General features: G+C 44.4%; 14 protein-coding genes and 30 tRNA genes. 38 read left to right on the top strand and 6 right to left on the bottom strand.

Going from position 1 to position 17,236, the window contains the following annotated elements; translation table 11 throughout:
* The first annotated feature begins 10 nt into the window (after positions 1–10).
* Positions 11–400: an alr0857 family protein gene (locus CDG79_RS03925; RefSeq protein WP_094340928.1), complete on the top strand. Its 390-nt coding sequence runs from the start codon at positions 11–13 to the stop codon at positions 398–400.
* A 61-nt stretch (positions 401–461) separates the two neighbouring features.
* Here the strand turns inward: CDG79_RS03925 and CDG79_RS03930 are convergent, their stop codons facing one another.
* The gene (locus tag CDG79_RS03930; protein WP_094340931.1) at positions 462–1,301 is read right to left on the bottom strand and encodes a polysaccharide deacetylase family protein; all 840 of its coding nucleotides are present in this window, start codon (positions 1,299–1,301) and stop codon (positions 462–464) included.
* A gap of 196 nt (positions 1,302–1,497) precedes the next feature.
* On the opposite strand from CDG79_RS03930, the gene CDG79_RS03935 reads away from it, so the two are divergent.
* The 30 genes from CDG79_RS03935 to CDG79_RS41970 all read left to right on the top strand — a co-directional run bounded on the left by CDG79_RS03935 (position 1,498) and on the right by CDG79_RS41970 (position 5,184).
* Entirely contained in the window at positions 1,498–1,692 is a 195-nt protein-coding gene (locus CDG79_RS03935; protein ID WP_094340934.1) for a hypothetical protein, read from the top strand.
* 121 nt (positions 1,693–1,813) lie between these two features.
* A tRNA-Asp gene (locus tag CDG79_RS03940) sits at positions 1,814–1,887 on the top strand.
* 4 nt (positions 1,888–1,891) lie between these two features.
* Positions 1,892–1,968, top strand: a tRNA-Glu gene (locus CDG79_RS03945).
* 3 nt (positions 1,969–1,971) lie between these two features.
* Positions 1,972–2,045: transfer RNA gene (locus CDG79_RS03950), tRNA-Cys, on the top strand.
* 10 nt (positions 2,046–2,055) lie between these two features.
* Positions 2,056–2,130 (top strand) — tRNA-Ile (locus CDG79_RS03955).
* Positions 2,131–2,133: 3 nt separating this feature from the next.
* A tRNA-Trp gene (locus CDG79_RS03960) sits at positions 2,134–2,205 on the top strand.
* A gap of 58 nt (positions 2,206–2,263) precedes the next feature.
* Positions 2,264–2,334 (top strand) — tRNA-Glu (locus tag CDG79_RS41955).
* Positions 2,335–2,342: 8 nt separating this feature from the next.
* A tRNA-Tyr gene (locus tag CDG79_RS03965) sits at positions 2,343–2,425 on the top strand.
* Between the two features lie 4 nt (positions 2,426–2,429).
* A tRNA-Ser gene (locus tag CDG79_RS03970) sits at positions 2,430–2,517 on the top strand.
* A 4-nt stretch (positions 2,518–2,521) separates the two neighbouring features.
* Positions 2,522–2,596 (top strand) — tRNA-Arg (locus tag CDG79_RS03975).
* 25 nt (positions 2,597–2,621) lie between these two features.
* Positions 2,622–2,696 (top strand) — tRNA-Phe (locus CDG79_RS03980).
* Positions 2,697–2,702: 6 nt separating this feature from the next.
* Positions 2,703–2,777, top strand: a tRNA-Asn gene (locus tag CDG79_RS03985).
* A 149-nt stretch (positions 2,778–2,926) separates the two neighbouring features.
* Positions 2,927–2,999, top strand: a tRNA-Gln gene (locus CDG79_RS03990).
* Positions 3,000–3,002: 3 nt separating this feature from the next.
* A tRNA-Gln gene (locus CDG79_RS03995) sits at positions 3,003–3,078 on the top strand.
* Positions 3,079–3,084: 6 nt separating this feature from the next.
* Positions 3,085–3,187, top strand: a tRNA-Leu gene (locus tag CDG79_RS41960).
* Positions 3,188–3,193: 6 nt separating this feature from the next.
* Positions 3,194–3,271: transfer RNA gene (locus CDG79_RS04000), tRNA-Leu, on the top strand.
* A tRNA-Pro gene (locus tag CDG79_RS04005) sits at positions 3,272–3,344 on the top strand. It abuts the tRNA gene before it with no gap.
* 3 nt (positions 3,345–3,347) lie between these two features.
* Positions 3,348–3,421, top strand: a tRNA-Leu gene (locus CDG79_RS04010).
* A gap of 154 nt (positions 3,422–3,575) precedes the next feature.
* Positions 3,576–3,648: transfer RNA gene (locus CDG79_RS04015), tRNA-Leu, on the top strand.
* A gap of 10 nt (positions 3,649–3,658) precedes the next feature.
* Positions 3,659–3,735: transfer RNA gene (locus CDG79_RS04020), tRNA-Met, on the top strand.
* 8 nt (positions 3,736–3,743) lie between these two features.
* Positions 3,744–3,816: transfer RNA gene (locus CDG79_RS04025), tRNA-Thr, on the top strand.
* Between the two features lie 4 nt (positions 3,817–3,820).
* A tRNA-Gly gene (locus tag CDG79_RS04030) sits at positions 3,821–3,892 on the top strand.
* Positions 3,893–3,901: 9 nt separating this feature from the next.
* Positions 3,902–3,973: transfer RNA gene (locus tag CDG79_RS04035), tRNA-Gly, on the top strand.
* A 5-nt stretch (positions 3,974–3,978) separates the two neighbouring features.
* Positions 3,979–4,054, top strand: a tRNA-Val gene (locus CDG79_RS04040).
* Between the two features lie 26 nt (positions 4,055–4,080).
* Positions 4,081–4,344 carry a hypothetical protein gene (locus tag CDG79_RS04045; RefSeq protein ID WP_094340937.1) on the top strand — a complete coding sequence of 88 codons (264 nt, stop codon included), beginning with the start codon at positions 4,081–4,083 and terminating at the stop codon, positions 4,342–4,344.
* Between the two features lie 112 nt (positions 4,345–4,456).
* A tRNA-Arg gene (locus CDG79_RS04050) sits at positions 4,457–4,530 on the top strand.
* Between the two features lie 83 nt (positions 4,531–4,613).
* Positions 4,614–4,687 (top strand) — tRNA-Ala (locus CDG79_RS04055).
* A 5-nt stretch (positions 4,688–4,692) separates the two neighbouring features.
* Positions 4,693–4,768 (top strand) — tRNA-His (locus tag CDG79_RS04060).
* Positions 4,769–4,774: 6 nt separating this feature from the next.
* A tRNA-OTHER gene (locus tag CDG79_RS41965) sits at positions 4,775–4,857 on the top strand.
* Between the two features lie 256 nt (positions 4,858–5,113).
* A tRNA-Lys gene (locus CDG79_RS41970) sits at positions 5,114–5,184 on the top strand.
* A gap of 101 nt (positions 5,185–5,285) precedes the next feature.
* On the opposite strand, the gene nagZ is transcribed toward CDG79_RS41970, so the two are convergent.
* On the bottom strand, positions 5,286–6,374 hold the full coding sequence (gene nagZ, locus CDG79_RS04065; RefSeq protein ID WP_094340940.1) for a beta-N-acetylhexosaminidase: 1,089 nt from the start codon (positions 6,372–6,374) through the stop codon (positions 5,286–5,288).
* 361 nt (positions 6,375–6,735) lie between these two features.
* On the opposite strand from nagZ, the gene pds reads away from it, so the two are divergent.
* The 4 genes from pds to CDG79_RS04085 all read left to right on the top strand — a co-directional run bounded on the left by pds (position 6,736) and on the right by CDG79_RS04085 (position 10,839).
* A complete protein-coding gene (pds, locus tag CDG79_RS04070) occupies positions 6,736–8,175 on the top strand; it encodes a 15-cis-phytoene desaturase (protein ID WP_094340942.1) in 1,440 nt (479 codons plus the stop codon).
* Positions 8,159–9,091 (top strand): 15-cis-phytoene synthase CrtB, encoded by a 933-nt coding sequence (gene crtB, locus CDG79_RS04075; RefSeq protein WP_094340945.1) that lies wholly within the window; start codon positions 8,159–8,161, stop codon positions 9,089–9,091. The genes pds and crtB overlap by 17 nt, the downstream gene beginning before the upstream one ends.
* A 141-nt stretch (positions 9,092–9,232) precedes the next feature.
* Positions 9,233–9,324, top strand: a tRNA-Ser gene (locus tag CDG79_RS04080).
* Positions 9,325–9,516: 192 nt separating this feature from the next.
* The gene (locus CDG79_RS04085) at positions 9,517–10,839 is read left to right on the top strand and encodes an ABC transporter substrate-binding protein (RefSeq protein WP_094340950.1); all 1,323 of its coding nucleotides are present in this window, start codon (positions 9,517–9,519) and stop codon (positions 10,837–10,839) included.
* Positions 10,840–10,902: 63 nt separating this feature from the next.
* Here CDG79_RS04085 and CDG79_RS04090 read toward each other — a convergent pair whose 3' ends face one another.
* The gene (locus CDG79_RS04090) at positions 10,903–11,736 is read right to left on the bottom strand and encodes a hypothetical protein (protein WP_094340957.1); all 834 of its coding nucleotides are present in this window, start codon (positions 11,734–11,736) and stop codon (positions 10,903–10,905) included.
* Positions 11,737–12,157: 421 nt separating this feature from the next.
* Here CDG79_RS04090 and CDG79_RS04095 point away from each other — a divergent pair, with 421 nt between their 5' ends.
* Positions 12,158–12,472, top strand: coding sequence for a hypothetical protein (locus CDG79_RS04095; protein WP_094332214.1), 315 nt, complete (start codon positions 12,158–12,160; stop codon positions 12,470–12,472).
* Between the two features lie 237 nt (positions 12,473–12,709).
* Complete coding sequence (locus CDG79_RS04100; RefSeq protein ID WP_094340961.1) at positions 12,710–14,437, top strand: succinate dehydrogenase/fumarate reductase flavoprotein subunit; 1,728 nt, start codon at positions 12,710–12,712, stop codon at positions 14,435–14,437.
* Positions 14,438–14,614: 177 nt separating this feature from the next.
* On the opposite strand, the gene CDG79_RS04105 is transcribed toward CDG79_RS04100, so the two are convergent.
* The 3 genes from CDG79_RS04105 to hisF all read right to left on the bottom strand — a co-directional run bounded on the left by CDG79_RS04105 (position 14,615) and on the right by hisF (position 15,849).
* Positions 14,615–14,687, bottom strand: a tRNA-Ala gene (locus tag CDG79_RS04105).
* A gap of 94 nt (positions 14,688–14,781) precedes the next feature.
* Complete coding sequence (locus CDG79_RS04110; RefSeq protein ID WP_012410736.1) at positions 14,782–14,976, bottom strand: hypothetical protein; 195 nt, start codon at positions 14,974–14,976, stop codon at positions 14,782–14,784.
* Between the two features lie 99 nt (positions 14,977–15,075).
* Positions 15,076–15,849, bottom strand: coding sequence for an imidazole glycerol phosphate synthase subunit HisF (hisF, locus tag CDG79_RS04115; RefSeq protein ID WP_094340963.1), 774 nt, complete (start codon positions 15,847–15,849; stop codon positions 15,076–15,078).
* Between the two features lie 162 nt (positions 15,850–16,011).
* On the opposite strand from hisF, the gene ruvB reads away from it, so the two are divergent.
* Positions 16,012–17,112 (top strand): Holliday junction branch migration DNA helicase RuvB, encoded by a 1,101-nt coding sequence (gene ruvB, locus CDG79_RS04120; RefSeq protein WP_094340966.1) that lies wholly within the window; start codon positions 16,012–16,014, stop codon positions 17,110–17,112.
* Positions 17,113–17,236 lie beyond the last annotated feature (124 nt).

Genomic DNA, 17,236 nt, shown 5'->3' on the forward strand with positions numbered 1-17,236 from the left:
AGCATAAGGAATGCTGAAATTAACTTACACTGAAAACAGTTTTGATTTGGAACGTGTCACTCTGTCGCTAGAAGAATGGGTAGCGCAGCGAGTGATTTTGGCCCTGCGAGTTGGGCAAAGTTTGTGCATTGAACCCAGTACCGCTTCCTTTTTGCTTCCTGTTGATTTACCAGGAGTAGAAGTGCTTGAGGTTGAGGTAAAAAGAGGTGACAGAGAAATCATTGCCCTCTGTGCTTGCGATACCCAATATCTGGAAGTCACTCTGCAAGGTTCTTGGCTATCAGATAGTTCTAAGGATGTTGTAGGGGTGTTTTTCACCACGATGAGCGATCGCGCTGAGTTCTTTTTGCACAAACTTTGGCAAGAAGCTCAAGCTTGTGCTTCTGTGATGACCGAATAAACGAATTTGGATTTTGGATTGTTCCAAAATCCAAAATCTAAAATTCCGTGAGGATAATTTCTCACTGTGCCATTTTTAGCAATTCGGGAATCGTCACAAATCGGTAGCCTTGCTTTTTGAGTCCACTAATGATTTGTGGCAAAGCTTCAACAGTTCTGTGGCGATCGCCACCGCCGTCATGCATCAAAACAATAGAACCTGGTTTCGCGCCTTTCAAGACATTATTTACAAATGCTTGCGGTTTGGCGTGAGGATCGGTATCAGCTGAAGTTAGCGACCACATAATAACAGCATCTTTCTGGCTTTTCGCATAAGCGGCTAATCCGTTATTTAAAAAGCCTCCAGGAGGACGAAACAGAGCAGTTTTCACCCCTGTAATTTTGTATATCAGGTCAGATGTGCGATCGATTTCACTTTTAGCTGTGGCTTCATCCATCCGCCGATACCAATGATGCCAAGTATGGTTGCCAATGGCGTGTCCCTCGGCTACCTCTTGCTTTGCTAGGTCAGGATTTGCTTGTAAGGCTTGTCCTACCCAAAAGAATGTCACTTTAACATCATTTTGCTTGAGAATATCTAGCATTTGTAAGGTTGTTTTTGGCCAGGGGCCATCATCAATGCTCAGGGCAATAACCTTTTCGTTGCTGCTGAGTGGAACCTTATAAACTGTTTTTCCTTGAAATTTAGCTGGGACTGTAAATGTAGGGTTTTCTACTTTTACTGATGGCGGTAGTTGATCTTTTGCAGGAGGATCTTGAACTTGTGCAGTATGGCTTTTGCTCACTGGCTGGTTTAACCCTGATTGTGGGGAAGTGCCTGGAGCAATACTACAAGCTGTAATCGTAGAGGCGATCGCGACAAAACTGATTATCTTTTGTCGCTTGAGGTAGTTGTCTGTCACGTCAGGCTTTTAAAAAACTCACCCAATCATAAGCTGTTGTTTGACTTTTAAGAGGTGTGAGCAAGTTCAAATCTAAGTGCAGAAGCTTTTTTAGACAATTTCAAAAAAACTTTCTCAAACCCCTTGACACCTCTTGTAGTATTTTGTAGTATATTTGTAGTGAGGCGAAAGACAAAGCTTCGCAAGGGTCAAAGTCATGTTCTACATACAACTCAAACAGAGGCGCTGGCATCAACCAGAGTCCCCAGTCAAGAAAGCCGCTTCTACTTGTAAAACATCTGAAGTAGAGGCAATCAACCAAAAAAGTTTTAAGTTTGCACTCAGCAAAACCACAGAATACATCCGTAATACACAACAGGCTTGCTACCTAGAGTTGCGGTTGTTTTCCTAACAGTTTCTAACAGTAAAAAGTAAACTTTCTGAACCTTGAAAACTGAATAAGAAATGGGCAAGTTCACCAACAAAAACATGTGCCTAAAAACCTAAAATTTTAGGCACAGATTCCCAAAAATCGGGGTGTAGCTCAACTGGCTAGAGCGTTCCGTTGTCTGCGGAAATGTTGCGGGTTCAAATCCCGTCACCCTGGTTGAAGTCCTGTAGGCGAATAGTTTAAGCCGTCAGTTTCTCAAACTGAAGATTGCGAGTACGAATCTCGTCAGGACTCCCAAATGGTCAGGTAGCCAAGTGGTTGAAGGCGTTGGTCTGCAAAACCGATTAGCGCGGGTTCAAATCCCGCCCTGACCTCTGGTGCGATCGCAGTGTAGCTTAATGGTAAAGCCCCTGGCTCATAACCTGGTATATGCGGGTTCAAGTCCCGCCACTGCCACCAAATGCAGGGATGGTGTAACGGCAACACCTCGTGACTCCAAATCCGATGTTCTAGGTTCAAATCCTAGTCCCTGTGTCAGACAATTTTGGATTTTAGGTTTTAAATTTTTTAATCTAAAATTCTGCAAATTATGCCCTCGTGGACGAATGGTTAAGTCAGTGTTCTTTCAAAACACAGATGCGAGTTCAATTCTCGTCGAGGGAATGATTTATGGGTCGGTGGCCGAGTCTGGCTGAAGGCGACAGTCTGTAAAACTGTTCTTTTTTGCGCGCAGGTTCAAATCCTGCTCGACCCACTATGGAGAGGTGGCTGAGTGGCTCAAAGCGTCCTCCTGCTAAGAGGAAACGGGTAGTTAACCCGTCGCAGGTTCAAATCCTGTCCTCTCCGTTTTGAGAGTGTGGTGTAACTGGATAACATCTCAGTCTACGAAACTGAAGACGTGAGGGTTCAAATCCCTCCACTCTCGCTCTTTAGATGATCTCTTCTCCTATCCCTCGGTAGCTCAGTTGGTAGTTAGCGCCTGTCTGAAGAACAGGAGGTCGTCGGTTCGATTCCGACCTGGGGGGCTTCGTTGCCTCATAGCTCAATGGTAGAGCAAGCGGCTGTTAACCGCGCGGTTGTAGGTTCGAGTCCTACTGAGGCAGCCATTCATCATAATTCGTAATTACTAATTCGTAATTCGTAATTAAATAAAGGTTTATACTCACGTTTTTTTAAACAGATTGTATGTTTTGTAACGGTGTTTAAATCCCCCTCACAAAACATAACTACGAATTACGAACTACGAATTATTTAATGCCGGGTGGACGAATTGGTAAGTCGCATCGCTCTGAACGATGAGGTTGCAGGTTCAAACCCTGCCCTGGCAATAAAGCCCTGTGGTGTAATTGGCAACATCGCGCCCTTTGAAGGCGAAGATTCCAGGTTCGAGTCCTGGCGGGGCTGCCAAACTTAGCTCTTGTAGCCCAATAGGAAGAGGCTGCCGTCTCAAAAACGGTATGTTGTGGGTACCCTGCGGGAAGCCGCTCCGCGTCTACGATTCCCACCAAGAGTACCAAAATTTGCTCCTGTAGCCCAATTGGAAGAGGTGGCAGACTTAAAATCTGTTTAGTTGTGGGTTCGACTCCCACCAGGAGTACCACGGGATGTAATTCAGTGGCCAGAAGCCATGCTTTGGGAGCATGGAGTCGCAGGTTCAAATCCTGCCATCCCGATATGCCCCTGTGACGGAACTGGCATACGTGCTGGAATCAGAGTCCAGATTTTGCAGGTTCAAATCCTGTCAGGGGTACAAATGCTCTCGTGGCGGAACAGAAGACGCACGCTTACCAAGGATCTAGTTTTTTGCAGGTTCAAATCCTGTCGGGAGTACCAAAATATCTGGGTGTAGCGCAGGAGTTTCGGGAACTCCAGGTACCAGGTTCAATCCCTGTCACTCAGACTTTGCCCTTGTAGCCCAACGGAAGAGGCGCTTCGCTTAGAACGAAGAGGTTACTGGTTCAAATCCAGTCAGGGGTATTGGTGAATATGCGGGGATAGAGCAACGGTGGCTCGTCAGGCTCATAACCTGAACATCGGCAGGTTCGACTCCTGCCCCCGTCACCAAAATTTAGGCTGGTGTAGCTCAATTGGCAGAGCAACTGATTTGTAATCAGTAGGTTGCAGGTTCAATTCCTGTTACCAGCTTGATGCGGGTGTGATGTAATCGGTAGCATGAGACGCTTCCACCGTCTTCGTGCGAGTTCAAATCTCGCCGTCCGCTCTGAAACTTGCGGGTGTGATGTAATCGGTAGCATCTGAGTACGCCATACTCAGTGCGTGGGTTCAAGTCCCTCCACTCGCTTGCGTAGTCCTGTAGCTCAATTGGTAGAGTGTCTTCTTTACAAGAAGAATGTCGCAGGTTCGATTCCTGCCAGGACTACCAAATATAGAGGTAGGTTCTCAGATCCTATGGTTATTAAGAATGGTCTAAAAATGGACGATAGCTTACATAATCTACATTTAATAGCAGGAAAATATTACGGTGAAGAAAAAACTTGCTCTAACAAGATAGATTACAAATCTTTGGAAACAGCAGAAAAAGCTGGATTAAAAATGACAAAGAAAACTAGTAAAAACCTAGAAGCTTATCCTTGTTACTTTTGCAAGGGATGGCATATAGGAAGGAAACTAACTCAAGAGGAAATTGAATTTTTCTCAGACAAATCTTTGTAATGAAAAGTCTTGTAACTGAGTGGGTAAACATCTGGGTTACAAGCAAGGGATTATGGTTACTGTTCAATAACCTACTGCCTGTTTATAAATTCTACCAAGACTACCAAATCTTGGGAGTGTAGCTCAATGGAATAGAGCTTCGAGCTTCTACCTCGAAAGTTGTGGGTTTAAGTCCTACCACTCCCGCCTAAAAAAGTAAAAAGAGCAAAGTAAAAAGTAAAAAGAAAGAGAAATAATTATTCATTCTTTTAACTTTTAACTTGTTTGATGGGGTCATAGCTCAAATGGATAGAGCGCCTGCCTTGCAAGCAGGAGGTTATGGGTTCAATTCCCATTGATTCCACTGATGGTATCTGAAGCCAAAGTGGTCGAGGCGCTGGTTTGTGGAACCAGTCATAGCGGGTTCAAGTCCCGTCAGACACCCCTCAATGGAAGATGCCGCTGAATGGACGGCAACTGGTCTTGAAAACCAGGGTATGGGCAACTGTAGGGGTTCGATTCCTCCATCTTCCACTTATCCACCTGGAGCCGAAAAGCGAGGCGCTGTGCTGATAACACAGAAATAGGAGGGGCAGTACCTCCCAGGTGGATTTATATCTAGTGGTCTGTCAAACCCATTTTGATTGACGGTTGGAGAGACGCGATAAATCGCCGTCTCTACAGAAAATTTATTCGTCAATTATTTCTTGACAGACTACTGGTGTTGGTGTTATGAGGCTTGCGATGTAAAAAATATCCGATCGCACCAACTCATTTCTTAAATTAACTAGGGTGGTTGGCATACCGGCTGTGCAGCGAGCTTTTAACTCGCAGAAATAGGTTCGACCCCTATACCACCCACTAAACAATTAAAAATTTAAAATTAAGAATTAAAAATTAATAAATGCAATTTTAGCTAGACTTTTGGCAATTGCTAATATGCAATTTGAATGCACGTTGGGTTATGAATAGGAACTAGCGATCGCTAGTTGAGCATGTTGCAATAGTATATCTTTATCCAAAATTTCTACGGGATATTGCGGTGTTATTGCCAGTAGTTTATCGATTCTTTCTCTGGCTGCTTCAACTACTGATTCGTCTAAGCTACCCTTGCTGAGGGATTGGACGAAATCTTCAGCAATTTGATAAGTTCTTTCAAGAGATGATGAATTAATATTGCGCGAGACAATAAACAGGTCGCAACCTGCATGAAGCGATCGCGCTACAGTACCAGCTTTCATAAACATATCTGAAATCGCTTTCATATCCAAGTCATCAGATACAACTACTCCTTTAAAGCCAAGTTCCTCTCTGAGTATGGTTTTGAGGATAGCCTGGGAAAGGGTTGCTGGCACATCAGGATCTATTCTGGGAAATAATATATGGACAGTCATAATCAAAGGGATCTGTACTTCAATTAAAGCTCTGAAAGGTATGAGTTCTCGAAGTCGCAGGTCTTCTAAAGTTAGATTGAGTATTGGTAGCTCAACGTGAGAGTCTTTGCTGGTATCTCCATGTCCGGGGAAATGTTTGGCGCATCCCAAAATTCCTGACTCTTGAAGTCCAAAGTAGTAGTCACGGGCATATTTTGTGGCGATTTCGGGAGTGTTACCAAAGGCGCGAGGGCCAATCACAGGATTGTTGGGATGGGAAAAAACATCTGCTACAGGTGCCCAAGATAAGTTGATGCCCAATGATTTTAGTTCTAATGCTGTGGCTTTTGCTACTTCGCGGGCGTGCGATCGCAGCAACAACGCATGAGGAAATCGCGTAATCGGCATCGGTGTGCGAATGACACGACCTCCTTCATGATCCAGAGTTATAAACATCGAATCACGTTCAGCATATTCTCGTATCTGGCTGTTTAAATCCTTAAAGCTTTCCAACCAAACCTGATATGGAGTACCATCCAAAAAGTTTTTAGCAAAAAATATGACCCCAATCGGCTTTAATTCACTGAGTGCGCGTTTATCGTCATCGCTTAATGTCGTGCCAGAAATCCCCAGAATCAGGTGATGTCCAAAGCGTTTTAACTCCTGCGATCCACTCATAATTTTTTACCTAACTGAGTTTTTTAATAGCAGTCTATAACCAGTACAATAGATATTTTCTCAGATTAGATACACAGATTTCAAAAGAAATCAACTACTTTTGATATTAGATATTTTAAGTCAAAGGAATTACTTTTATTTCCCGAAATTTTCTCCACGTAAATTTAGATAAAATATTCGCCAAAACCTATTGCTAATAATGGTATTGGTAATTTTGTTAGGCAGGTGTATGTAGGGAAAATTCCCTTGGGCAAAAGTTTTTTGGGGAAGCGATCGCACAAGAACTGCCAAATGTAACGGATTGCAACGTATAATGAGAACGATAAAACCATTAAGAAATATTGAAGGGCATTAAGGTTAAATGCGAGTAGCGATCGCGGGTGCTGGTCTAGCAGGACTTTCCTGCGCGAAATATCTCACGGACGCAGGTCATACTCCCATTGTCTTGGAAAGCCGGGACGTACTGGGTGGTCTGGTTGCGGCGTGGAAAGACTCTGACGGCGACTGGTACGAAACCGGTTTACACGCCTTCTTTGGGGCATATCCGAATATGCTCCAATTGCTTAAGGAGTTGGGCATTGAAGATAGACTCCAGTGGAAAGAGCATACACTCATTTTCAATCAACCAGACAAACCTGGGACACTCTCACGTTTTGATGTTCCAGATATTCCATCTCCTTTCAACGTCATTGCATCGATTCTCCGCAACAAAGACATGTTGACTTGGGAGCAAAAGATTCGATTTGCAGTTGGCCTACTTCCCGCAGTGGTTCGGGGTCAAAAGTATGTTGAAGAGATGGATAAATACAGCTTCTTAGATTGGTTGAAAAGGCAAGGTGTAGACGAGCGGGTAACTAGTGACGTTTTTATCGCTGCATGTAAAGCCCTCACCTTTATCAATCCTGATGAAGTTTCAGCAACGATTCTCTTAACTGCACTGAATCGCTTTCTGCAAGAACGATATGGCTCAAAGATTGCATTTTTGGATGGTTCTCCCACAGAACGTCTATGCAGCCCGATCGTAGATTACATCACAGAGCGCGGTGGAGAGGTGCGGTTAAATGTCCCTTTGAAAGAAATTTTACTCAACGCCGATGGCACGGTGAAGGGATACTTGATTAGAGGGTTAAATGGCGCAGAAGATGAAGTTGTGACGGCTGATGCCTATGTATCTGCCATTTCAGTTGACCCTTTGAAAGTCATGTTACCTAAACCTTGGAAGCTGATGGAGTTTTTTCAAAAGCTAGAAGGTTTGGAAGGAGTACCAGTGATTAACCTGCATCTGTGGTTCGATCGGAAACTTACAGAAATTGATCACCTACTTTTTTCGCGATCGCCCCTCCTAAGCGTTTATGCTGATATGAGCAATACCTGCCGTGAATACGCCAACCCCAATCGCTCAATGCTGGAATTAGTTCTAGCTCCGGCAAAAGATTGGATTGCCAAATCCGATGAGGAGATTGTCACTGCAACGCTTGCTGAGTTGGAAAAACTTTTCCCAGACCATTTTGGGGGAGACAATCCAGCAACATTGCTAAAATCTCATGTGGTGAAAACGCCGCGTTCAGTTTACAAAGCGACCCCTGGTCGTCAACAGTACCGTCCCGCACAAGTTACGCCCATTGCCAACTTCTATCTCGCCGGAAGTTATACCATGCAACGCTACTTAGGCAGTATGGAAGGTGCCGTACTTTCTGGTAAGCTGACAGCGCAGGCAATTTCTGAGGCTCTCCCGGTAGCAAATTCCTCAAACCTGCAAACGCTCACCCGACCGCCCGCAACGAATGCTGCAACTGCCTGATTCCCCCCCGCGCATGAAAACGCTGGTCTCTGTAGACGAGTCATACAAACTTTGCCGACATCTCACAGCAAAGTATGCCAAGACTTTTTACCTGGGTACTTTGCTGATGAGTCCGGTAAAACGTCAATCTATTTGGTCAATTTACGCTTGGTGTCGCCGTACAGATGAATTAGTGGATGGGCCCGCCTCTGCTATTACCACGCCAGAAACCCTAGACCTATGGGAACAGCAGCTGGAATCGATTTTTGCGGGACGACCATTAGAAAATTACGATGTCGCTTTAGTTGATACCCTCCAGCGCTTTCCGATGGACATTCAGCCCTTTCGGGATATGATTGCCGGTCAACGCATGGACTTATATCGCAGTCGTTATGAAACCTTTGAGGACTTATACCTCTACTGTTACCGCGTTGCTGGCACTGTTGGCTTAATGTCAACAGAAGTGATGGGTGTCGATAGCACCATATTCAACGCCCCGTGGCATCAGAACAAACAACCATATCTTCCCACAGAAGAAGCGATCGCTCTAGGAATTGCCAATCAACTCACCAACATCCTGCGGGATGTGGGAGAAGATGCCAAACGGGGGCGAATCTACATTCCCCTTGAGGACTTGGAAAAATTCAACTACACCGAGCAAGACTTCTTCAAAGGTGTGGTAGATCACCGTTGGCGGGCGCTAATGCGCTTTCAAATTGAACGGGCCCGTCAATTCTATACCACATCTGACCAGGGAATTACTTATTTAGCATCTGATGCCCGTTGGCCCGTATGGGCAGCATCAATGCTGTACGGCCAAATTTTGGAGGTGATTGAACGCAACGATTACGATGTATTCAGTCGGCGGGCTTTCGTTCCCCAGTGGAAAAAGTTACGCACTTTGCCCTTAGCTTGGATGCGATCGCAAGTTCTTTGAATTTGTCATTTGTCATTAGTCATTTGTCCTTAGTCATTTGTATTTTGTAAATAACTAACGACCAATGACTGATGTCCAATTCCCAAAAATAACTATTGACTCTTCCCAACGAGTCTGGTAACATTGATATTCGTGAGTCAAGGAGAGGTGGCTGAGTGGTCGAAAGCGGCAGATTGCTAATCTGTTGTACGGCAGGCAACTCCGTACCGAGGGTTCGAATCCCTCCCTCTCCGTTTTCCAGCTTTTAAGACACTGAATATTTTCTGTGTCCAAAAGTAAAAAATAATATAGGCGTAAACACTTTTACTCCCAAAGATGGATGATATGATTTATCCTTTGGAGTCCTGGTAAGATCCAACTAACTTAGAAATTTAGTTTGAATCTTAATTTTAGGCTCCTAAATATTTGAGGAGTGAAAGTTATTTATGAGAAAAATTAGTGCCGCCTTAACCTTCGGTATAGCTACCATCGCAACTGGATTTTTAGTTGGGGCTTGTGGTGATACCAGTACCCCCAATGGGACAGCTACCAACGGAAGTACCGCTACCCCAGCAGCAAACTCAACTACGACAAACACTGCTAAAGGGCTAAAAATTGGTTCCCTGCTACCCACAACAGGCGACTTGGCTTCTGTTGGACAGCAGATGCTAGGTTCTGTCCCTTTACTCGTCGATACGGTCAACGCTTGCGGTGGAGTGAATGGCGAACCAGTTAACTTGGTGCAAGTAGACGACCAAACCGACCCCAAAGCCGGTGCTGCGGGTATGACCAAACTAGCAACTTTAGATAAAGTAGCAGGTGTAGTTGGCTCCTTTGCCAGTAGCGTTTCTAGCGCAGCAGTCTCCATTGCCACGCCGAATAAAGTTATGCTGGTTTCCCCGGGTAGTACAAGTCCTGTATTTACTGAGAAGGCACAAAAAGGCGACTTTAAAGGCTTTTGGGCGCGTACCGCTCCCCCTGATACCTATCAAGCACTAGCATTAGCCCAACTTGCCAGAAAAAAAGGCTTCAAGCGAGTTTCTACAGTCGTGATTAATAACGACTATGGCGTTGGCTTTGAGAAAGCATTTGTGCAAACTTTTGAAAAATTGGGTGGAACCATCGTTAATAAAGATAAGCCTGTCCGCTACGACCCGAAAGCGCAGACATTTGATACAGAAGCATCTGCTGCCTTTGCTGGTAAGCCAGATGCAGTCCTGGCTGTACTTTACGCTGAAACTGGCAGTCTATTCTTGAAAGCTGCCTATCAGCAAGGTGTATCTAAGGGAGTGCAGATTCTGCTTACAGATGGAGTAAAATCACCGACTTTTCCAGAACAAGTTGGCAAAGGCAGTGATGGTAAATATATTTTAACCGGAGCGATCGGTACAGTACCCGGTTCCGATGGCAAAGCACTAGAAGCTTTCAACAAATTGTGGAAGGATAAAAAGGGTGGTGAACCAGGAGAATACGCTCCTCAAGCTTGGGATGCGGCTGCGTTATTGACATTGGCAGCACAAGCTGCCAAAGAGAATACAGGTGTTGGTATAGCCGGTAAAATCCGTGAAGTCGCAGATGGGCCTGGTACAGAAGTTACCGATGTCTGCGAGGGGCTGAAGTTACTTAAAGATGGTAAGAAGATTAACTATCAAGGAGCCAGTGGCAACGTAGATGTTGATGCTAACGGCGATGTTGTTGGTGTATACGACGTTTGGACAGTAGGAGACGACGGCAAAATTAAGGTAATTGACAAAGTTACCCCTAAGTAGAAAGTTAGGAATTAGGAGTTAAGAGTTATGAATGAAATATTACTAACTCTTAACTCCTAACTTTTATAACCCAGTGAAGTTGTAACCAACTCCTAACAACAAGCCGATATCAGTTTGATCGAAAAATCCTGCATTTACAGAGGCTGTTGCTGTGAATTGAGGAGTTAGAGGCACATCAATGCCAGCAGATGCCAAAAAGGCAAATTGCGAATCATCGCCAGTTTTGTAAGCTGCACCGACTCCAACGTAAGGTGCGATCGCTAACGGTTCGCTAAAAGCATCTGCTGACTTGAAGGTAAAATCGTAGGTGATCGGCAGTAAAATTGTGGTGCTGTCCCCAAATATGGCTGAAGGGCGCACCGATATAGAATTTGTCAGCCCGATTTTACTTACTACTGCAAAGTTACCATCACCCAAAGACGTGTCACCACCATTTAGACCGATGTTAGCAGCAACCCCAACATAGCTACTACCACCACGGTTTGTTCTACCTAAATCAATATCCGATTGCGCCACTTTGGTCGCAGATGGTTCAGAAGTAGTTTGAGAAGTCGGTTGTACAAACTCAGAGGTTAGGGTCGCAGATGAGGTTGCTACTGTGCCTGGAACAGGCGTAGACGTTGCACTGGCATTTGCAGCGTTTGAGGGCTGCTGTACCTCAGCTAAATTTGTTGCTGTAAATGTTTCAGTTGTTTCTGTAGAAAGCTTTTGGCTTACAGTGTCTAGTTCTGTACTAAACTCATTGGGAGACGCTACGCTTGCGGAAGGGTCGGTTAATGCCTGACTGCTCGCCTTGTCTACCGTCTGGGCACTTGCAGATAAGCCGCTACCCAGGACTGTGAGAGCAGCTATACCTGGCAACCAAAAAACACCTTTACGAAGAAAAATAGTATTCACATTCACTCCTAAAACAAAATTGCCACGAAAAATAAAGGTTTTTGTTGATTTAAGTCAACAAACTCGGGCAACATTCAAAATTTAACACCAAAAAATCGGATTTCACATCCTGATTTTGCTGGATTTATCTATAGTTTTAACGCACCAAAAATCTCCGATGGTGGGTTAGCCTACGGCGTAACACACGCTACAAAATTAGGCTTTGGCTTTAGTAAGAATTCTAAGTAGCTATGACTATAAAAGCTTCCTGTGGGGTCTGGCTGGTCTATTCACGCCATGCTGCACTAGGAATTGCGCCTTGTAACAAAAAAAGCTGATTGCGAAGTTATATTACGAAGCTTGCAATAATATTTAGAATTTGTCTACAAAGCAAACATGGTTCTAACGTAGAACCTATTAGGAGAGACTGGAGGCAAATGTGATGAGCGGAAATAATATTCAAAAGTATCGGTTTGTCTGTACTCTGACTTTTGGTGATATATACGGTCAAATAATTGTTTGGTTAATTACAATTACCCTAAGTTTGGCATCTGCCTTGGCGCTGATGGGTGCCAAGCGACCCGTATACGCTTTAGCAACGGCGGGTCTGGTCGTTTTGCTATCGCTACCTTTCTTGTTGTTTGCGTTTGTCACTACCTTGTTAAATCATATTGAAGTCACTCCTGTAGGGCCGGGAACCAAAATGGAACCCATGCCAGGTAATGTGTCTCAGCAACAACCTGTAGAAGCAACTTAAAGAGTTAGAGATGCGATTAATCGGGTCTCTATAGGAGTTAGGAGTGAAGACCTAACTTTTGAGTTTTAACTTTTAACTCCTAATTTCAAAATTTGTAATAATATCCCTGTCTATAGGCAGGGAATTTTTTTTGTAGAAACGCCACAATGCACTGCCTGATTAATCACGTCTATACAATAGAACAGCACGTCTAACAACGTTTAATTTTATCCAAGTATATAGATAGAACGGCTAATTATGCTGGAACACGATGTAATTATTGTCGGGGGTGGATTGGCGGGATGTCGCGCTGCTGTGGAAATTGCCCGCACTGACCCCAGTTTAAATATTGCTGTGGTTGCTAAAACCCACCCAATTCGCTCTCACTCGGTAGCGGCTCAAGGTGGTATGGCTGCGTCACTGAAAAATGTTGATTCACAAGATAGTTGGGAAGCACATGCTTTTGATACTGTCAAGGGTTCTGATTACTTGGCAGACCAAGATGCTGTAGCAATTCTCACCCAAGAAGCGCCAGATGTAGTAATCGATCTGGAACATCTAGGCGTTTTGTTCTCTCGTTTACCTGATGGGCGTATTGCCCAACGAGCTTTTGGCGGACATTCCCACAACCGTACTTGCTACGCTGCTGATAAGACCGGTCACGCGATTTTGCACGAATTGGTTAACAATTTGCGGCGTTATGGGGTGCAAGTTTATGAAGAATGGTACGTGATGCGTCTCATTTTGGAAGAAAATGAGGCGAAGGGTGTGGTGATGTTCCATCTTTTGGATGGACATATAGAGGTGGTGCGGGCCAAAGCAGTGATGTTTGCCACTGGGGGCTATGGTCGCGTTTATAATACCACCTCTAATGATTACGCTTCTTCGGGTGATGGTTTGGCAATGACTGCGATCGCAGGTTTACCCCTCGAAGATATGGAATTTGTCCAATTTCACCCCACTGGTTTATATCCGGTAGGGGTGCTGATTTCGGAAGCGGTTCGGGGTGAAGGGGCGTATCTGATTAATAGTGAAGGCGATCGCTTTATGGCAAACTATGCGCCTAGTCGCATGGAATTAGCTCCTCGTGATATTACCTCACGAGCGATCGCTTATGAAATTCGCGCTGGTCGTGGTATTCATCTCGACGGTAGTGCTGGCGGCCCCTTTATCTATTTGGATCTCCGCCATTTGGGTAAAGAAAAAATTATGAGTCGCGTTCCCTTTTGTTGGGAAGAAGCACATCGTTTGGTGGGTGTTGATGCGGTAACTCAACCTATGCCAGTGCGTCCGACAATTCACTATTGTATGGGTGGTATCCCAGTTAATACTGATGGGCAAGTCCGCAGCAGTGGTGATGGTTTTGTGGATGCTTTCTTTGCAGCTGGCGAAACATCTTGTGTTTCCGTACATGGTGCCAATCGCCTTGGGAGTAATTCTCTACTGGAATGTGTCGTTTATGGCAAGAGAACTGGGGCTGCGATCGCCAAATTTGTCCAAAAACGGAAGTTACCCTCTGTAGATGAGCAACACTATGTAACGCAAGCCCAGCAAGAAATCCAAGCTTTGCTAGAACAACCAGGACAGTATCGGATTAACCAAGTCCGTCAGGCTTTCCAAGATTGTATGACTGAGTACTGCGGTGTTTTCCGCACTGAGGCATTAATGAGTGAAGGCTTACACAAATTAGCAGAAATACAACAGCAATACCCTGAAATTTATTTAGATGATAAGGGAACTTGCTGGAATACAGAACTTGTGGAAGCCTTAGAATTGCGAAGTTTGATGATCGTGGGACAGACAATTCTAGCATCAGCCCTAAATCGTCAGGAAAGTCGTGGCGCACACTTCCGCGAAGATTATTCCCAGCGAGATGATGCTAACTTTCTCAAACACACAATGGCTTACTATTCACCAGCAGGAATTGATATTCAATATCGACCGGTGGCGATTACTATGTTTGAGCCAAAAGAGAGGAAGTATTAGCCAAAGATAAATTTATTTGCAAAACCGAGGTGACTATTTATTTGCAAAACCGAGGTGACTATAAAAATTTAGTCCGCGTTTTTGTCAACTCTAAAAAATTGGAAGCATAACTCTGCCGCAACGGCAAAGTCATGCTTCCAATTATAAACAGCTATAACGAGACTTAAAGTTTAAGGATGGAGCTAAGCGGATTCGAACCGCTGACCCCCTCAATGCCATTGAGGTGCGCTACCAACTGCGCTATAACCCCTTAAAATCCATTATACATAATGGCTTAGTTATTATTACTTTGTCAAGCTTTTTGTGGAAACTAAATTTTAAATATCTCCTCTACCACTCAACCCTCACAACGACACTTGCAACAAATAGGTCATACAGTGCCCCATCAAAAAGTAAACTACTAACATAGCAGCAGCAGCCAGAGCAACTAATGTACCAGCCAACATTAGAGAAAATTCTTTACTCTCGTAGGCTTTTTCCATTAAGTGCAGCGACCACGCTACTAGGGCTACATCAAAAAGTAAAATAGGAAGCAACATATTTTTTAATATTTGTTAATACTTGTAAAATAATATTAACACCCTTTTTAGGAAGTGTGTCTAACCTCAGATGGATGTCATTAACTAGTAATTCGTGGCTTAAGATAATGTTCTGACTGGCACGTTGCGATCGCGCAAATAATTTTTGATTTCTGCTACACTTAGCTGACCGTAATGTAATAGGGATGCTAGTAGTGCGGCTTCAGCTTTGCCTTCAGTTAGGGCAGTGTAGATATGTTCGCAATTACCTGCGCCACCAGAAGCAATAACTGGAATTGCTACAGCATCGGCTATTGCCCGTGTGATTTCGATGTCATACCCAGCTTGGGTTCCATCGGCATCCATGCTTGTCACTAGCAGTTCTCCAGCCCCGCGTTTTTCAACTTCCTGTGCCCACAATAGGGCATCTAAGCCTGTATTTTCCCTTCCACCCCGCACATACACATCCCACCCTGGATTTTCCGGGTTATTTCTGCGTCTGGCATCAATAGCAACAACTATGCACTGATTACCAAAGCGATAGCTCGCCCGATTAATCAAGTCTGGATCGCGCACCGCCGCAGAATTAATACTAACCTTATCTGCGCCTGCTCGTAACAAAGCTTTAACATTTTCTAAGGATTGAATACCACCACCCACAGTCAATGGAATAAAGACCTGTTCGGCAGTTCGGTAGACGACATCTAAAATAGTAGCTCGGTCTTCATGAGTAGCTGTAATATCCAGAAATACTAACTCATCTGCACCGGCTTCGTTGTAAACCTTGGCCAGTTCTACCGGATCGCCCGCATCTTGGAGATTAACAAAGTTAACTCCTTTTACAACCCGTCCCGCCTTCACATCTAAGCACGGTAAGATTCTTTTAGATAACATAATAACTTTTGTATTTCTGGGTAATTGACCGGAATTTAAATTTTAAATTGGCGCGGGTATTTCCAAACGAAAATTTTCACGGGAATGGGGCATTGGTTATTCTTTCCCCTTGCCTCTCCCACTCCCCACTTTCTAGTCCCCTTAAAAGTAGATAGCTAAATTATGGCGATAATCTCCTCGAAAAAACAGCCTCCAGAACCCAACGGAGAACCAAAGCAGCGTCGGGAGTCGGCGAAAACACCATCCACAGAAAATATTTTGAAGCCTGAAGCTGCTATTGATGAGCAAGAACAGCAGGAAGAAGGGATTCGACCGCACCGATTTGCCGATTATATTGGACAAAAAGATTTAAAGGATGTGCTAGATATTGCCATCAAAGCAGCTAAGTCTCGTGGTGAGGTTTTGGATCACTTGCTGCTGTACGGGCCGCCAGGATTGGGCAAAACCACAATGGCAATGATTTTAGCATCGGAAATGGGAGTAAATTACAAAATTACTAGTGCGCCAGCCCTAGAACGTCCACGGGATATTGTCGGGCTACTGGTGAACATGAAACCAGGGGATATCTTATTTGTGGATGAAATTCATCGCCTCTCAAGGATGACAGAGGAAATTCTTTACCCGGCTATGGAAGATTATCGCTTAGATATTACTATTGGTAAGGGTTCTAGCGCTAGGATTAGAAGTTTGCCTCTGTCAAAGTTTACCTTAGTGGGAGCTACAACCCGTGTTGGTGCTTTAACTTCACCACTGCGCGATCGCTTCGGTTTAATTCAAAAACTCCGATTTTACGAAGTTGACGAACTGACTAAAATTGTACTGCGAACCGCTCAATTACTCAAAACCCCTGTTACAGAAGATGGTGCTACAGAAATTGCTCGTCGTTCGCGCGGAACGCCACGGATTGCTAATAGGCTACTTAAGCGAGTCCGTGATTATGCGGAAGTTAAGGTATCGGGTGAAATTAACGAAATCATTGCATCTGAAGCTCTGCAACTATTCCAAGTAGATCCTTGCGGTTTGGATTGGACAGATCGCCAGATGTTGAGTGTGATAATTGAACAGTTTAATGGCGGGCCAGTGGGGTTGGAAACAATGGCAGCAGCGACAGGTGAAGATACTCAAACAATTGAAGAAGTGTATGAACCTTACCTTATGCAGATTGGTTATTTAACTCGGACTCATCGTGGGAGGATGGCGACAAAGGCAGCATATAAGCATTTAGGATTCACGCCGCCTAATGAACAGTTGTCATTATTGTAATTATGAGAAATTGGGCATTGGGCACAAAAGGCAGAGGGGCACTTGGGGCCAAGGGGGGAAATTAAGAATTACCTCTTTCCCCTCTGTTCCCCAGTCCCCATTCCCCATTCCTCATTCCCCACCT

The sequence above is a fragment of the Nostoc sp. 'Peltigera membranacea cyanobiont' 232 genome, from assembly GCF_002245985.1.
Lineage (GTDB): Bacteria > Cyanobacteriota > Cyanobacteriia > Cyanobacteriales > Nostocaceae > Nostoc.